Origin of the sequence: Chryseobacterium sp. D764 (assembly GCF_019317325.1) — a bacterium.
GTDB lineage: Bacteria > Bacteroidota > Bacteroidia > Flavobacteriales > Weeksellaceae > Chryseobacterium.
The window spans coordinates 4,233,025-4,249,086 of sequence record NZ_CP079219.1 but is presented as its reverse complement, the minus strand read 5'-3'; the positions used below and the strand labels follow the sequence as shown (position 1 = coordinate 4,249,086).

The 16,062-nt window shown below is 35.4% G+C and carries 14 protein-coding genes and 1 tRNA gene; 11 read left to right on the top strand and 4 right to left on the bottom strand.

From position 1 onward, the window contains the following. The 4 genes from gwsG (at position 1) to gwsS (ending at position 4,169) form a co-directional block, all read left to right on the top strand. A complete protein-coding gene (gwsG, locus tag KYG33_RS19415) occupies positions 1–906 on the top strand; it encodes a grasp-with-spasm system ATP-grasp peptide maturase (RefSeq protein ID WP_219072261.1) in 906 nt (301 codons plus the stop codon). A 172-nt stretch (positions 907–1,078) separates the two neighbouring features. Then, positions 1,079–1,879 carry a GLPGLI family protein gene (locus KYG33_RS19410; RefSeq protein WP_219072260.1) on the top strand — a complete coding sequence of 267 codons (801 nt, stop codon included), beginning with the start codon at positions 1,079–1,081 and terminating at the stop codon, positions 1,877–1,879. Between the two features lie 467 nt (positions 1,880–2,346). Next, positions 2,347–2,949 carry a hypothetical protein gene (locus KYG33_RS19405; protein WP_219072259.1) on the top strand — a complete coding sequence of 201 codons (603 nt, stop codon included), beginning with the start codon at positions 2,347–2,349 and terminating at the stop codon, positions 2,947–2,949. A 149-nt stretch (positions 2,950–3,098) separates the two neighbouring features. After that, positions 3,099–4,169, top strand: coding sequence for a grasp-with-spasm system SPASM domain peptide maturase (gwsS, locus tag KYG33_RS19400; RefSeq protein ID WP_077414015.1), 1,071 nt, complete (start codon positions 3,099–3,101; stop codon positions 4,167–4,169). 95 nt (positions 4,170–4,264) lie between these two features. On the opposite strand, the gene KYG33_RS19395 is transcribed toward gwsS, so the two are convergent. From KYG33_RS19395 to KYG33_RS19385, 3 genes are all read right to left on the bottom strand, one after another. Continuing rightward, positions 4,265–4,642 (bottom strand): hypothetical protein, encoded by a 378-nt coding sequence (locus KYG33_RS19395; RefSeq protein ID WP_047373649.1) that lies wholly within the window; start codon positions 4,640–4,642, stop codon positions 4,265–4,267. A 69-nt stretch (positions 4,643–4,711) separates the two neighbouring features. Then, positions 4,712–5,182: an Lrp/AsnC family transcriptional regulator gene (locus KYG33_RS19390; protein WP_039371059.1), complete on the bottom strand. Its 471-nt coding sequence runs from the start codon at positions 5,180–5,182 to the stop codon at positions 4,712–4,714. Between the two features lie 134 nt (positions 5,183–5,316). Beyond that, complete coding sequence (locus KYG33_RS19385; RefSeq protein ID WP_219072258.1) at positions 5,317–10,107, bottom strand: translocation/assembly module TamB; 4,791 nt, start codon at positions 10,105–10,107, stop codon at positions 5,317–5,319. 4 nt (positions 10,108–10,111) lie between these two features. Between KYG33_RS19385 and tsaD the strand changes: the two genes are divergently transcribed. From tsaD to KYG33_RS19370, 3 genes are read left to right on the top strand one after another with little or no spacing between them, the layout of a single operon-like run. Next, positions 10,112–11,128 (top strand): tRNA (adenosine(37)-N6)-threonylcarbamoyltransferase complex transferase subunit TsaD, encoded by a 1,017-nt coding sequence (tsaD, locus tag KYG33_RS19380; RefSeq protein WP_077414013.1) that lies wholly within the window; start codon positions 10,112–10,114, stop codon positions 11,126–11,128. After that, positions 11,125–11,520, top strand: coding sequence for a hypothetical protein (locus KYG33_RS19375; RefSeq protein WP_077414012.1), 396 nt, complete (start codon positions 11,125–11,127; stop codon positions 11,518–11,520). The genes tsaD and KYG33_RS19375 overlap by 4 nt, the downstream gene beginning before the upstream one ends. Beyond that, positions 11,517–12,212 (top strand): RsmE family RNA methyltransferase, encoded by a 696-nt coding sequence (locus tag KYG33_RS19370; RefSeq protein ID WP_077414011.1) that lies wholly within the window; start codon positions 11,517–11,519, stop codon positions 12,210–12,212. The genes KYG33_RS19375 and KYG33_RS19370 overlap by 4 nt, the downstream gene beginning before the upstream one ends. Positions 12,213–12,263: 51 nt before the next feature. Here the strand turns inward: KYG33_RS19370 and KYG33_RS19365 are convergent, their stop codons facing one another. After that, entirely contained in the window at positions 12,264–12,944 is a 681-nt protein-coding gene (locus KYG33_RS19365; RefSeq protein ID WP_180565228.1) for a TrmH family RNA methyltransferase, read from the bottom strand. A gap of 162 nt (positions 12,945–13,106) precedes the next feature. Between KYG33_RS19365 and KYG33_RS19360 the strand changes: the two genes are divergently transcribed. The 4 genes from KYG33_RS19360 (at position 13,107) to KYG33_RS19345 (ending at position 16,008) form a co-directional block, all read left to right on the top strand. After that, positions 13,107–14,123 carry an asparaginase gene (locus tag KYG33_RS19360; protein WP_077414009.1) on the top strand — a complete coding sequence of 339 codons (1,017 nt, stop codon included), beginning with the start codon at positions 13,107–13,109 and terminating at the stop codon, positions 14,121–14,123. Between the two features lie 54 nt (positions 14,124–14,177). Further along, positions 14,178–14,264: transfer RNA gene (locus KYG33_RS19355), tRNA-Ser, on the top strand. Between the two features lie 189 nt (positions 14,265–14,453). Next, complete coding sequence (locus KYG33_RS19350) at positions 14,454–14,864, top strand: hypothetical protein (protein WP_180565226.1); 411 nt, start codon at positions 14,454–14,456, stop codon at positions 14,862–14,864. Positions 14,865–15,207: 343 nt separating this feature from the next. Further along, positions 15,208–16,008: a DUF2490 domain-containing protein gene (locus tag KYG33_RS19345; RefSeq protein WP_219072257.1), complete on the top strand. Its 801-nt coding sequence runs from the start codon at positions 15,208–15,210 to the stop codon at positions 16,006–16,008. Positions 16,009–16,062: the final 54 nt, after the last annotated feature.

Genomic DNA, 16,062 nt, shown 5'->3' with positions numbered 1-16,062 from the left:
ATGATTCTTATTATTTCCAACAACAATGAAAGAACCACCATGGTGATCATAAAATGGCTCCTTGCTATGAAAAAGAAATTTATCCGCATCCATGAGGATGAAATTTTTGAAATTAAAACGGAAAATAAAAAGATCTTTTTAGAAAGCAACAGAAGTTCCTTTTTTTTGGATGAGATTACCAGCGTATGGTATAGAAGAGGCCGATTGAATATCAAACGTCTGCGGTATGACAATACCTCTGTGAATGCCCATATGAATGAAGTACAGCATTGGCTTGAAGATTATGTAAGAACAAAACTGGAATCCAGGAAACATATCAGTAAAGAGAGTAACAGTGATATTAATAAGTTATTAGTATTGGAAGAGGCTATAAAAGTAGGATTAGAAGTTCCGAAATATTTTTTGGCCGATAATACAGATCAGGTTTCTTTGAACACAACCATTGTAAAAACGATTGGAGGAAACCCTATATTGGATGATATTGATACGGATTTAAACGGCATTATGTATACTTCAACTGTACATAAGCGGGAAAAAATGAAGTTTTTCACTACATTCTTCCAACATAAAATTGATAAAGAATTTGAAATCAGAACATTTTATCTTAATGGAAAGTGCTACTCAATGGCTATTTTTTCTCAAAATGACGAGCAGACTAAAACAGATTTCAGAAAATATAATTTAGAAAAACCAAACAGAAATATCCCTTACCTACTTAGTGTTGACATTGAGGAAAAAATTCATCTACTGATGCAGACATTAGACCTTAATTGTGGATCATTGGATTTCATCAAAGGAAAAGATGGTAAATTTTATTTTTTAGAAGTCAATACAATTGGGCAGTTTCTGGGATTATCTCATACCTGTAACTATTCGTTGGACCAAGAAATTGCTGATTACCTATGAAAATTAAAGTTAAAGAAAAAAACAAGCTTCCACTTACTTTCAAACATGTTGAATCCTTCAATGATCAGAAGCTTAAAAAACCAAACGATATTATTTATGTTTTAGATTGTGAAAAGTACCAAACCAATTTCTATATCAGAGAAAGACCTATAAAATCACTTGTAAGGCTATTATGAAGCTATTATATTTTTTCTTTATTGTTATGGTATCTGTATTTCTAAAAGCACAAAGTTCAAGCTTCATATATCAATTAAATTACAGAGCTGATTCAGATAATTTTAAAAGTGAAAAAAATATTTTTTACCTAGATATTAAAAATAAAGAATCTTTGTTTCGATCAGATAAATTTCGTGAATCTGATTCATTAAGAGCAAAAAGAGGTTGGGGAAACGGATTTGATATGGAATATAACCACAAACAACTTTATGTTTATAAGAAAAATGGAAATAATGAAATTCTAAAGTATGTATTTGTTCCTTTAATTTATAGCACGTATGCTATTCCTATTAATGAAGAATTTCATTGGGAAATTATTGACGAAAAAAAGAAAATTGGGAATTATAATTGTCAAAAAGCAAAAGTAGAATATGGGGGAAGAAACTGGACTGCATGGTTTACAAACGAAATTCCTTTACAGCAAGGTCCATATGTCTTTTATGGTCTTCCAGGATTGATTATAAAAATTTCTGATGAAAAATTGGATTATGATTTTGAGCTCATTCAGATAAGAGACTTCAAATGGAAAGAGCTTTATACAGATAAATTTCAAAAGAAAATTACCTGGGAAGACTTCAAAAAACTTCAAAAAAATTTTTACAATGAGCCGCTATCCATGATCAATAAATCTGAAATAACATCTTACGACGAAAGTGGAAATAAGATAAGAACCAATTTTAAAGAAATGACAGGAAATATTCAAAAACGAATTTGGGAGAAAAATAATCCTATTGAGCTAAATCATAAAGTAGAATAGAAATAGGTTTAAATGATACTAATTATCTCAGAGAATTGTGTACAAGTAGTGAAATAGCCATTGTAACAGGAAAAAACAGTTTCAATACATAAAGACTATTTTTTTAAATCAAGGTAATAAACACAGGTAATTTATTTTATAAAATTTAAGAAATGAAATATTCTAATTTAAAAACACAAAGCCCCCAATATTAATTTTAAGCCTACCATTTACCTGATTCTCTGTCTATTTCTTTGTGCCTGCAAAAATCGAAATTATATTTTATATTATAATAAAGTAAACGAAATTGACAGTATATACAGAATGGCTAAACAACCTGAAAAAGCCATAAAATTATATAAACCATTATTTAGAAAATACCCCCTCTCAATCAAGAACGTCATGAAGAATATGAAACTTATATAAGGCTCTCTGATCAGCATCATACAAAATTTGGAGGAAAAAAAAGTCTGTACAAACTTATTCCTTTGATAGCTCCTTATTGGGAGTATAAAAAACAAGATCCAAAATTGATTAAGCTGTATAAAAAATATGGAATAGACAGTTTGGAAATGGAGCTGAAAGTTACACAGTGGAAAAAAAGACTTAATCAAAAGCTTGTAGACTCTTTTACTGTTGCATCTATGCGTGATCAGAACAGCCGAAGAGATCTAAATTATCAGGAAATTACTAAAAATGATAAAAAGAATGCTGAGCTTCTAAAATGGATGTTTAAAAATTATGGATTTCCAAGTATGCAAAAAATAGGTTTATTAAATAGTGACTTTTTTATGCCGTCAGGACCTATACTGCTTCATATGGCAGATTATGATGAATACTACCCTTATTTTAAAACTAAAATATTAGAATATGTAAAATCTGGTGAATGCCCACCTCGTGATTATGCTGCGATGATTGACAGAAATAATCTGCATCATAAAGTTCCTTATACTTATGGAGTTTATCAGGGATATGAAAATATAAAAGATTCATCAATAGTAAATGATAACCGAAAAGGCATTGGTCTTCCAAGTTTAACGTACCGAAACAAATTAGCAAAAGATTTAGCCGATAGTTTAAAAACCAAATGATAATGATTTTCTCAAATGATAATGACAGAACAACGATTGAAGTTATGTGGTATCTCACTTCAATGAATAAAGACTTTACTCATATTCATGAAAATGAAGTTTTTGAAATTAAAATAAACTAATTTTTTTCCCATATAATTTATTAATTCATGAACTATTTCAACCTATTCAGCAACATTCTGATCACCAAAGGAGCAACCCGGATATTGATCTCAGATCTACAGAGAAATGTTTCAGAATTGTATCCGTTAGAATTCTATGGAATCATAGAAGAACTTAAAAACCAATCTATTGAGGGGATATTGAAAGATTATGATGAAGAATCCAGAGCAATTGTCCATGAATATATCAATCTCCTGCTGGAAAAAGAATATGGATTTGTTACTGAAAACGATTGGGACAGAAATTTCCCTCCTCTTTCTTATGAATATCATGAACCCAGTGATATAACGAATCTCTTTATTGAAATGGAAGATATTGAGATCGTAAAAAAAATAAAACCTTCTATAGAAAACCTTGGAATTAAACATTTGGTTATTTACAGTTTAAAACCATTAACAATAAATGAATTTATAGAAATTGATGATGTATTTAAAACCTCTGTGCTTTCGGGAATAGAAATATTCTCTCCGTTTCATAAGGAAACCAATCTATCTTTTATACAGGCTCTTCAAAAAAATACAGTCAGAATATATAGTCTCATTTTCTACAATTGTTCGAAACCTCCTTTCAAAGCTAAAGATGAATATAGATTCTCGCTGAATTTCCTGAAAGATGACCTGAAAATATCTGTCTGTGGAAAAGTGGAACTGAAGTATTTCAATACCAACCTTCCAAAAGTACTGGAAGCGATAAACCACAATTCCTGCCTGTATAAAAAGATAGGCATTGACCGAAACGGCACCATTAAAAACTGCCCGCTGATGGTTGAAAGCTTTGGAAACATTCGTAATAACAGTCTTGAAGTGGCTATAACCCAGCCCGATTTCAAAAAATACTGGGATCTGACCAAAGACAATATAGAAATCTGTAAGGACTGTGAGTTCCGTTATGTCTGCACAGACTGCAGGGCATATACCGAAAATGCAGAAAAAAGCAAAGAAGGTCTGAATGTATCAAAACCTTTAAAATGTGGCTATAATCCCTATACGGGAGATTGGGAAGACTGGACAAAAAATCCTTTGAAGCAAAAAATTTTTCATTCGTTAGAACTCAGATAGCATTTCTCATCCCCTTATATTATATATATTCAAAAACGGCTTTTAAATTCCATTTAAAAGCCGTTTGTTATTTTTATTATAAAGTGATTATATTCCTATTTGAAAAACTTCCATTTCGGGATAATGGCAAGCATTCCGAATCCTGTAAACAGAAAAAGGTTGGTAACATCTGTATACAGGAATGTAGACAGGTAATAATTGTGCATAAAGAAGTGCATTACCAGTAAAGCCGGGAACATGAAGATTCCTATTTTTCTGTAGAAGAACATCAGTACCAACCCAATCATCATCAACACATCAATTGAAAAAATAACATAGAAATACCACCTTGGGATCTCCAGGTATTCATGCTGCAGATATTCATCCACATCTATTCCAAGCCCCATTATGGTAAACAACATTAAGGCTGCAAATGCCAGTACAAATCCCCATCCTTTCTTCGGGTCTTCGTCAAAATAACTGTATTCTTCCATACCTACAAAAATAAAGAACTTATGAGAGATTTCATAAGTTCTTTTATAATTATTCGTTTAAAATTTGACTTATATAGAGATCGCGTTGATCAATCTATTTTTGTCACTTAAGAATTCTTCCATAGAAATCATACTTTCAGTTCTCATTACGTCCTGAATGTCATCTATCTGATAAATAATTCTTTTAGCATCATCTGTATTCTTAGCTCTTACTTTACAGAAAATATTATATTTTCCTGAAATAACGCTAGCTTCAATGACGTTAGGTAAAGTTGACAATTCTTTCAATACTTCCTGAGTACGGTTTGATTTTGTCAAAAGGATCCCTATGAAAGCTGTAAAGTGATAATCCAGCTTACCATAATCGATATTAAGAGATGATCCCAAAATAATACCTGCATCTTCCATCTTTTTCACTCTTACGTGAATTGTTCCAGCAGAAACATCCATCTGCTTTGCAATTTCAGTAAAAGGCATTCTTGTGTTTTCTACTAAGAAATCAAGAATTTTCTTGTCTATTTCGTCCAGTTGATAGTTCATATTAGTTAAATTACAATTTCTTTAAAAAATCTATGTATTTTTTGCAAATTTACGAAAAATAATTTAACTAAAAAATATATATCAAATATTAACAATAATTAACACAGATGATAAAAATCATTAAAATATTCTAATTATTTACCATTTGATTTTATAGAATCTGTTTTTATTTCACCTTTTGCATCTGAAGTTTTTTTGTCTTTTTTCTTCTTTTTAAACAAAGAATTGAAGCTTTTACTCCACACGACCCCTCCTCCATAGGCTTGATTTGCAGAACCGTTTGTACTCACCATTCCGATGTTCGTAGGCTTGGAATAAGCGCGTATAACCAACGTTCCGTCGTTCTTTTTAGATAAATCATACTCTACAGAGCCTTCTGTAGACAAATAGTTGTTTTGGGCACCATCTGTTTTCGATAGTGGAATACCCAGACCTGTTTTTATATTCACTCTTGGGGAAAGGGCTACACTCAATCCCGCATTTGCTCTGTCTCCAAAGTTTGAGTTCTGGTCACCTTTTACATAATTAAGGTCAATCTGGAATTCATTACTCATCGTATTAAGTACAGATCCCAATTGTTTCAGAAGCATATTATATCCGGAAGACTCTGCAACATTTCCCACATTCACATCTACCCCGCCAGAGTTTGAAACGTTGAAAGTACTCAACAGCAGGACAGATCCGAACTGAAGAACCTTCTCCCCTTCCTGACTCATTTTGGCAGCAAGCGTTTCCCTCACCTGGCTGGAAACATCCATAGCAGTTACGTTAAGGTCAATATTAGGGTCTACCAACGACTGGGTAATGTGAGCCTGCAGCAAAATACTTATAGGCTGTAGTTTTCCCATACTAAGATACTCCCCGGCATTAGAAACCATTCTTATATAGTTGGCATTAATGTCTAATGCAGGCTTCATGGCATCACCATCCCATCTGATACTACTGTTCCTTTCTATCTGGAAAGTTTTATTAAGAATTGCCTTAGAGACAAATGTTCCGTTATCTACTTTATAAGTACCGCTCATGGCGATATTCCCTTGTCTGTTCATGTGGAACCTCAACGGATCTGCGGAACCTTTTACTGTAATATTTCCTACATCATCTCCTACCAGCACATTTACAGTAGTTCCTTTATCTACGGCCAGATTGAAATCAATATTCATATTGGCTCCTGTTTTTTTCTTTTCTTCCAGTGTAATCAGACCGTCTTTTCCTTCTTTCAGGAATCTCAGCATCTTGAATTCTTCAACATTGGATGTAGAACTGGAATTAAAGGTAAAGGTACTTCCGTTAAGCGCCTTCATATTAGGAGTTGTAATACTTAATCCTGAAACAGGTCCGTCTACATAAAGATCTCCCTGTCCGTAAACTCTTCCCCAGAAAAGGTCAAAATCTTTTTGTGTTGTATTTAGCATGAGAAGGTTATCAGCTCTCATTACGAGAGATACCCCCATTGAAGAAAGGGTCTCAAACTGAATCGCCCCGGAAATATTCCCTTTGGAATTGGTTCTTCCATCGTGTACCTCAATATTGTTGAGAATGGCCAGCCCTTTGGTCAGCTGAATGACAGTATCATCAAATGCATAATCTACCCCGGTAAACAAAAGCTTTAGTCCAAAATCTTTTAAAGCAATATCACCGTTATAATCCAGATTATTAAGCTTTCCGTTAATTTTAAGATCCCCGGTAGCTTTACCACGAAGGTTTCCAAAAACAGTCTGCACAAACTGTTGTGTAAATGACAGGTCAAAATCACGCATTTCAGCCGTAAGGTCAATAATCGGAGAAGAGGTGTTATTATTAACAGTTCCTGTAAGATTAAGGCTGTTATTTCCAAGGACTCCTGCAGAATGAACTTTCACATCAATATCATAAACATTCAGTGAGAAACCATTGGTAGCAGAAATAGAGATATCTCCCATATCGTTGCCATTCATCTTAATATTATCAATGTTAAGATCTACCAGTGGCTGCAGGGTACTTTTATCCATTTTGATCTTGACACTTCCGTTGGCAAGACCTTTTATATCCATGCTATTTCCTCCGGACTGCATTTCCAGAAGCTTTTCTACAGCAAATTCATTGATATCGGCATCTACATAAAAATCTTTTGCTGATTTAAATTGCGCTTCTTTAATAAACAAAGCACTTTTATCGGAATACACCCTTAGGTTCCTGATATCAAAATCTCCGGTATTCCTTCTATAGGTAATGGAGTGATTCAGTTCCGGACTTGTATCTATAGCCCAGGTCACTTCATTGAATTTCACTTCGGTAGGCTCAAATCTGAATACATAATCTCCCGCCGCATCCGTAGACTGATCTACATTAATAGCATATTCTTTAAGCTTTTCATTAATTTCATCATCAGGACTTCCATGCTTAAATACGGTAGCTAAATGAAGGGTATTTCCATTCTCATTATTCCCTTTAAGCTCAAAATCTTTGATTACATTTTTATTATAAACTACTCTATTGATCTTTGCATACAATTGCTGGTTAAGGTCGGCTGTATTAATTCTGACTTTAACACTGTCTACCATTGCACTGTCTCTGTTGAGATTCTTTCTGTCGTGAACCTTATAATCAGGGCTGGAAGATGCCAGTGCCTTATCAGCATCGGTAATTTCTTCCTCTTTTGTCATAACATATTTCAAAGAAGCGGCATCCAGATTCAGAATCAGGTTGTTTGAATTTCCATCATATTCTCCTTCCACTATAGCTCCCTGCGGTAGTTTAAGTTCCGGTAAAAAATAATTGACCAATCCTTGCTGAACATCAAATTTCAGTGCAAAATTCTGTCCACGGTATAATTTTCTCGGTGGTGGCCCTACCAATATCTTTCCAACTCCGTTTTCTACCATTCCTGCAAGATCAGCCAGGCTGTATCTTCCCGATATCTTCCCTGTAGCAGCTCCCGGAGCATCTACATCAATCACACGACCTCCTGCTTCTACAAAAGTTTTTAATTTAGCATTCGGAATATTATATTTTTGAGTTGCCGTAGCAAAGTTCAGATTATTGGCATTAACATCCAGCGTAAGATCATTAATGGAAGACATTGCCATCTTTCCTTCAACCTGACCGCTTACCACCTGGCTGCCAGGCTTATTGGTAAAATAGTTCATATTCAGGTAAGTGACATCCGCGTTGACATCCATAGCCACTCTTGAAGTACTGAAATCTATCAATCCTTTGATCGTAGCTTTTGCCTGTTCATCATTAACGGTAATAAGTCCGTTGTATTTTTTATGATCCAATAATCCATCCAGATACAGATTATTGATCGTTTTATCCATAATTTCAACGCTTGCAATCTGAGATTTAGTCGTCAGACGCATGGTATTGACATCAAAGCTTTGTCCGTTAAGATCGAATTTACCGGAGATTAAACCTACCGTTTTATTCTTTGTAATGACAGAAGTATTAAGGTCTTTCACATCAAGATAACCGGAATATTTAGGCATTGCAGTACTGTAACCGGATAAGGTAAGTTTGGAAATTTTAGCCTGCCCTATTCCTGTCATTAAATTCCCGCTATCCACATAGATCTGATCCGGATTTACTCTTGCTGTCCCGTTGTATTTCAATTTTCCAAAATCATCAGCAAAATTCTTCATCTTTTTGGAGATAAAAGAAGGCATCATTGCTTTTAGATCCTTGTAAGTAAAATCTGCAGAAAGATCTTTTGTTTCAATGGCAAAATGTCCTTTCAGCAGGTTATCAACCTTCATTGTTTTGGTTGCAATGTTGACATCAGGATTTCTGATCAGGAAATTCTCCAGATGAAATTTATTTAAGGGTCCCGTCATTGTCCCTGAAAGGTTGAACGGTTTGATATTATCCCAGTTCGTCACAAAATAGCTGATATCATAACCACTGATCTGACTTCCCTGTTGAATGTTCATATCCCATCGTACCCTGTCAGCAAAATCTGACCACGATCCATCATGAAGATTAAATTTAATATCTCCCTGAAGTAATGTATGGTCGGTATTCAGCGTAAGATCTTTTAATGACAAAAATTGTTTCGTTAAAGACAGTTCTGTTGAAAAAGTATCCACAATATGAGATTTCCCCCATCTTGAGGTCACAAAGGACATATTATTGATCAATGCCGAAACATTTGGTCCGTTCACTTTTACGTTCGGTGCTTTTAAGTTGAATTTTTTTGCTGTTAGCCATTTCCCCTGTTCTCCGGGAGAGTTTTCATTGATGATGGAAACTTCAGAATCAATAATCTGTACTCTGGAATTCAGCTGAAAAGGAGGTTTGTTCGGATTTCTTTTCTTACCATCATCAAAGAGTTCTGTAAATCTGACAAAATTGGATATACTATCTCCTTTATAGGTAATTACTCTTACTTCGGCATTAACGAGAGTCAGAGAATTGAAGCTTAAAGAATTGCTTTTTCCTGAAATAGCATTCACAGCCAAAGATATCCAGTCCGAATCTGCACGGAATTCACGGGCTTTAATAAAATCAAACCCTTTATAGTCTTTTACTTTTAAACCTTTGATTGTTACATCTCCAAAGTAGTTAACATCCACACTTTCTGTAGAAAACCCTGATTTAAAATCTTTATTTACGATTTGAAGAGCCTGATCTGCCGCCCATTGCTTCGTTACCGGAAGGTTGATGATAACCAATATACCTCCTATTACAAATAAGCCAAGCCAAAAGAGAATCAAGAGAAGCTTTCCCCACCAGGTATAGCTGGTAACATCTTTCATGGCCTGTTTCCCAAACTCTTCAGCCGTTTCCACAGGATGATGTATGGCATCTGAAGCCAGCTCAGATGCTTCTTTTACTGTCTCCCGAACTTTTTCTTCTACATTTTCGACAGTTTTCTGTACCTGATCCCCTAGGTTTTCAGCTACCGATTTTTTATTCTCATTCTCGTTATTATTCTCTAACTTTGCCATTATTATGAGCGACTCTATAATTTTAGGTATTGAATCGTCCTGCGACGACACCTCAGCAGCTATCATCAAGGGAAATTCTATTCTTTCAAACATTGCCGCAAACCAGGCCATCCATAAAGAATATGGTGGTGTTGTCCCTGAACTGGCTTCACGGGCCCATCAGCAAAATATTATCCCCGTTGTTGAAAAATCTTTTTCTAAAGCAAATATACAACAAAATGCTATCTCTGCTATAGGATTTACTCGCGGACCGGGACTTTTAGGATCTCTTCTTGTAGGAACATCATTTGCTAAGTCTTTGGCTATGAGCCTGAATGTACCTTTAATTGAAGTAAATCATCTTCAAGCCCACATTCTGGCCCATTTCATCGAAGATGCAAATCCTGTGCCGCCTACTTTTCCATTCTTATGTCTTACGGTAAGTGGCGGACACACCATGATTGTACTGGTAAAAGACTATTTCGATATGGAAATTATCGGAAAAACCATTGATGATGCCGCAGGAGAAGCTTTTGATAAAATCGGAAAGATTTTTGATCTTGACTACCCTGCCGGACCTATCATTGACAGACTTGCCAAAGAAGGGAATCCTGATGCGTTTAAATTCAACAAACCGAAGCTGGAAAACTACGATTATTCTTTCAGCGGTATTAAAACTTCGGTACTGTATTTTATTCAGAAAGAAGTCAGAAAAAATCCGGATTTCATTAAGGAAAACCTAAATGATCTGTGTGCATCTGTACAGAAATCTATCATTGAGATTCTGATGAATAAACTTGAAAAAGCAGCCCAGGATCTCAACGTCAATAAAGTTGCTATTGCAGGTGGTGTATCTGCCAACTCTGCGCTGAGAAAAGCAATGGAAGACAACAAAGAAAAACTGGACTGGAGTATCTACATCCCCAAGTTTGAATATACCACAGATAATGCTGCGATGATTGCCATGGTAGCGAAACTGAAGTTTGAGAGAGGTGAATTTACAGATTTGAGAACTTCGGCAACAGCAAAATACGATTTATGAAAATACTCTTAGAAGAAAAAATACTGGGAACGCATTCTAAAAAGAATTCAAAATATTATTGGGTATTAGAAACGGTTACAGGAAAAAATGAAGATGTAGAACATGCCTTAGATTACTTTCCATCAAGTTCTGAGACAGGATATATTCAGGATATAAAAGAGGAAATTATAAAAAAAATAAACTCTGAGCATCTTTTCAGTTTTCCTTATACTCCAAAAGAAGGAGATTATTTATCAATCAAAAATAATTTAAGAAAACAGGAATATTTAAATCTGATTTTTATTAACAATATCTGGATTGAAGAAATATACATGTGTTCTTACCGTGAATGTGATACAGATATCTACACAACTATAAAAACAGGAGTTGCCTTCTTAACTCAGGATATATGAAACTATTTTACGGTGAAATAACGGATCACGGGGTCATCATCAATGATGAAGAACAGCAGCATATTGTGAAAGTACTTCGTATGAGAGATGGTGAAGACATTCATGTGACGGATGGAAAAGGAAAGCTGGCTTCAGGAAAACTGGTTATAGAAGGTAAAAAAGCAGGTATTGAGGTATCTGAAATCAAAGAAAGCCTGCCGGAATTCACTCCTAAACTTCATATTGCTATTGCTCCTACCAAGAATATCGACAGAATTGAATTCTTTGTGGAAAAGGCTGTAGAAATGGGTATTTCTGAGATCAGTATTATTGTAACGGAGAAAACCGAACGTAAAAATATTAATATTGATAAAATCAGAAAACAGGCTGTTGCTGCATCAAAACAGAGTCTGAGATTTCATTTTCCGGTCATCAATGACACTGTAAAACTGACGGACTTCTTGAAAAATACTGATCCTGACCATACGTTTGTAGCACACTGTCATGAAAATTTAGAAAGAATTGATCTTAAAAATATTCCTCAACTGAAACAGCTTACATTTTTAATAGGTCCTGAAGGTGATTTTTCTGAAAAGGAAATTGCATTTCTGGCAGACAATAAAGTAAAAGCTGTATCACTCGGAAATCAAAGGCTTAGAACAGAAACAGCAGGTGTTTTTGTCGCCGCATGGAATTATTATAATATGATATAGATAACAAAAAGAGAAGGTTCATGAGCCTTCTCTTTTTTATTTTTGAATGACTTATTTCCAGTCAATATTATTTTCTCTCAGATATTTTTCAAAGATCTGTTGTCCGCTTCTTATTGAATTTACCGTCCAAAGGATTTTCATCCTTAAAAGTTTTTCTTCGTTTAATTTATAATCAATATCAGATTTGATCAGCTTCTGTTTCAATTCATACATACAGATTGAAGCTGCTACGGAAACATTGAAGCTCCTTGTAAAACCATACATCGGGATAGCCAGCGTTTCATCCGCAAAGTCTAAAATCTCCTGGGAAACTCCTTCCATTTCAGTTCCGAAAACTAAAGCAATCGGTTCTGTAATTTCATATTCAGGCAGCATTTTAGCATTATTTTCTAATGAAACCACCACAATTTTATATCCTCTGTCTTTAATACTCTGAAAAGATTCCATATTTCGGGGAAGCTTTTCTACCTCAACCCAGGTATCTGCGCCCTTTGTGACCCGAAGATTGGGTTCAAAACTATACTCTTCCTGTAAAGCGACCACTTTATGAAAGCCGCAAGCCTCCACAGAACGTACAATTGCAGCTGCATTTCTAAACTGATAGACATCTTCTACAACCGGAAGCACAAAGTCTGAACTTTCCTGCGAAAAATGTTCAATTTTTGCCAGTCTTTCTTCGGTTAAAAACTGTTTTAAATATTCATAAGTCTGCGATAAATCACTCATCTGCATTTAGTTATTTTTTCCAATAGCCCAATGTAACGCCTACGATTGCCATCTTATTTTTATAAAATTTTGATATAAGCGTTTCATTCATTTTCAAATCTTTGCAAATTAACGTAATTTTGACCTATGAACCCTAATCGGGCTCCAATTCTTAATTAAAAATAGTACATGAAGCGAAAAGTCCTGCTTATCTATACCGGTGGAACCATCGGAATGGAAAAAGATTATGAAACCGGAAGTCTCCGTGCCTTTGATTTTGGTAATATATTTGAAAAGATGCCCGAAATGAGGCTCATGGAATGCGAAGTCTTCGTTCATCCTTTCGCCAAACCACTGGACTCATCGGATATGGGACCCGAAGAATGGAGAGTGATTGCTAATTATATTCACAAAAATTATAACGACTACGATGGTTTCCTCATTCTTCATGGAACAGATACCATGTCTTATACAGCATCCGCATTAAGTTTCATGCTAAAAGGGTTAAGAAAACCTGTAATCATGACCGGTTCTCAGCTTCCCATTGGAGATCTGAGGACAGATGCCAAGGAAAATCTTCTGACCAGTCTTTATTATGCCAGCCTTTACGAGAACGATGAAGCGGTTATTCAGGAGGTTGCCATTTATTTTGAGTACAAATTATTAAGAGGAAACAGAACATTGAAATATTCTGCTGAGTATTTTGATGCCTATTCAAGCCCGAATTACCCTATTCTGGGACAATCCGGAGTTCACTTGAATATTATTAAAGATAATTTATTCCGTTGTGACCCGAAAGTAGAATTTCATGTTGATGAACATATTTCTGAAGATATTTTATTCTGGAGGATTTTTCCGGGAATGCACTTAAGCCATTTCAGAGAAATTCCTAAAATGAAGGTTCTTATTCTTCAGGTTTTCGGTTCAGGAACCATTTTCAGCAGTGCAAAAACTCAGGAAACGCTTCAGGAAATCAGAAATAACGGAACGGAAATCGTAGTGGTAAGCCAATGTATTTCAGGAGGTATCTCATTCGGAAAGTATGAGAACAGCAATATTTTCTCCAGAATCGGAGCAATCAGCGGAAGGGATATGACTGCAGAAACGGCTATTACCAAAGCAATGCACCTTATTGATAACCCAAGCTACTCCGGAAGCTTTGCTGATAATTTCACCAGAAGCCTTTGTGGAGAAATTACGGATTAATTGCAGGAATAATTTGGATATTAAAGAAATTACACTATTTTTGCAATCTCAAAAAGAGAGGTGTCCGAGTGGTTGAAGGAGCTACCCTGGAAAGGTAGTATACGGGTAACTGTATCGAGGGTTCGAATCCCTTCCTCTCTGCAAGAAAATTAAAGCCTGTGCTAATGAAGCACAGGCTTATTTTTTGGTCAGAATTCTTGGTTCATATTCAATTCTCTACTTCATAAGTATTTATACCTAAGACCATAATTGGTAATTTACACTATAGAACATCTGTCTGGTTCTTCGTTACTTTGAATTACAATCTAATCAACTAAAAACCAAACCAATATGACATCAACAAGTGTAAATGCAAATTCTTCCGGCCAGGTAGTACTTGGAAACGGAGCACAGTTTTGGGTATATCTTTCCCCTCAAAACGACACTGCCAGAATGATATCTACATGGCGGGTAACATTTTCGCAAGGAAATTGGAGTGATACCATTTCCAGTGAAAATCCGACCAAGCAAATTCAGACTCCAAATCTTTCAGGGATCTTTGAGATTAAGGTAGAATTACTAAGCGGATCTACCGGCACATGGCGTCAGATTCCGCCTCAGAACGGAAGCCACAATGAGATAGGCTGTAATTCTAACTGTGCATCCATGGTAGGTATTGTAGCTGACAGCACCAATCCTCCTACCGGATCGATCAATGCTCATTTCTGGACAACCTGGGATGCAATGTGTAAAGCAGGATAGGATCATAAAAATAAGTTCCATAATTTTTAAATCGCCGCAATATTGAATGTTGCGGCGATTTTGATATTGCGCGCACATATAGCTTTTCCACAAGTTATCAACATTTTATCCACAATTGATCTTGTATAAAAAAGCATTGAATGTTTTATTCCCAATTCTATCCTAAATCAGGTGTTTATTTTGTCATGTTTTTAAACAGTATTAAAAGATTTTGAATAAACATTCTATGAACAAAGCTTATAATTTTGCGATCACGAAGTATTCTCTCTGCGTTTCAACGGTATTTTTTTTCATCTTATGGTTTCGCAGTCATCTAAAATTAACAGTAAAACAGCTATCCATCATGTTGAACACGAAGAAAATTTTTGCAGGATTATTTTTATTAGGATGTCTAGGAGCATCTGTCAAAGCACAGATCAGTCCACCGGGATTAGGAGATACCAATAATGCATTCTGGGGTGCCTTTGGAGTGAAACGACAGCTGGATTCTCTGGGAAAGAAACAGGCGTTGAGTTATATTGCCATCGGAAGAAAAAGCAGTCCGGATCATCATAACTTATTTTCAAAACAGGCGATCATTGTTTTAAATCATGAGGTATACCATTCTTTTGCTCCCCATCAGCAGTACAGTTATGCAATCAGCTACCGCCGCCAGCCCCAGTACGAAAGCACCGCTCCTTATGATAAAGAAAATACGGAACAGGAATTCAGAATCTACGGAAGGTATGCATACACTTTTGACCTTGGAAAGAAATGGAAACTAAAAAATACAATGCGGCAGGAATTCAGGAAATTTTTTGATGCAGGTTTTCATAAAGTAGAGGAAGACTTTCAGTTCAGAACCCGTATCAAGAGTCAATTAACCTATAATTTATCTCCTAAAAACAATCAAAAGCTGGCATTGAGTGCAGAAGCCTTATTTTCAATCAGCCATCTCAATGAACCTGATTCTCAATGGGGTTCTTTCGGGTATCGTGAAATGCGTATTGCAGCTTACTATATGTTTACAATCCCTAATTCGCCTTTTACCGTAGATATAGGATATATGGATGACCTGATCAGAGACAGCAGAAGCATTCATCATGGAGGGGTTCATTATCTGGCTGCAGACCTGATCTGGAATATTCCTTACAGAAAGAGATAGCAAAAAATAATTTTACACATTATATACAACAAAATCCCAGTCATCACTGACCGG

Bases quoted from the DNA above. Each gene is read 5' to 3' on its own strand.
- KYG33_RS19410 (WP_219072260.1), top strand. From the start codon at position 1,079: ATGAAGCTATTATATTTTTTCTTTATTGTTATGGTATCTGTATTTCTA.
- KYG33_RS19375 (WP_077414012.1), top strand. From the start codon at position 11,125: ATGAAAATACTCTTAGAAGAAAAAATACTGGGAACGCATTCTAAAAAG.
- gwsG (WP_219072261.1), top strand. From the start codon at position 1: ATGATTCTTATTATTTCCAACAACAATGAAAGAACCACCATGGTGATC.
- KYG33_RS19360 (WP_077414009.1), top strand. From the start codon at position 13,107: ATGAAGCGAAAAGTCCTGCTTATCTATACCGGTGGAACCATCGGAATG.
- tsaD (WP_077414013.1), top strand. From the start codon at position 10,112: ATGAGCGACTCTATAATTTTAGGTATTGAATCGTCCTGCGACGACACC.
- KYG33_RS19395 (WP_047373649.1), bottom strand. From the start codon at position 4,642: ATGGAAGAATACAGTTATTTTGACGAAGACCCGAAGAAAGGATGGGGA.
- KYG33_RS19370 (WP_077414011.1), top strand. From the start codon at position 11,517: ATGAAACTATTTTACGGTGAAATAACGGATCACGGGGTCATCATCAAT.
- KYG33_RS19350 (WP_180565226.1), top strand. From the start codon at position 14,454: ATGACATCAACAAGTGTAAATGCAAATTCTTCCGGCCAGGTAGTACTT.
- gwsS (WP_077414015.1), top strand. From the start codon at position 3,099: ATGAACTATTTCAACCTATTCAGCAACATTCTGATCACCAAAGGAGCA.
- KYG33_RS19385 (WP_219072258.1), bottom strand. From the start codon at position 10,107: ATGGCAAAGTTAGAGAATAATAACGAGAATGAGAATAAAAAATCGGTA.
- KYG33_RS19365 (WP_180565228.1), bottom strand. From the start codon at position 12,944: ATGCAGATGAGTGATTTATCGCAGACTTATGAATATTTAAAACAGTTT.
- KYG33_RS19345 (WP_219072257.1), top strand. From the start codon at position 15,208: ATGTTGAACACGAAGAAAATTTTTGCAGGATTATTTTTATTAGGATGT.
- KYG33_RS19390 (WP_039371059.1), bottom strand. From the start codon at position 5,182: ATGAACTATCAACTGGACGAAATAGACAAGAAAATTCTTGATTTCTTA.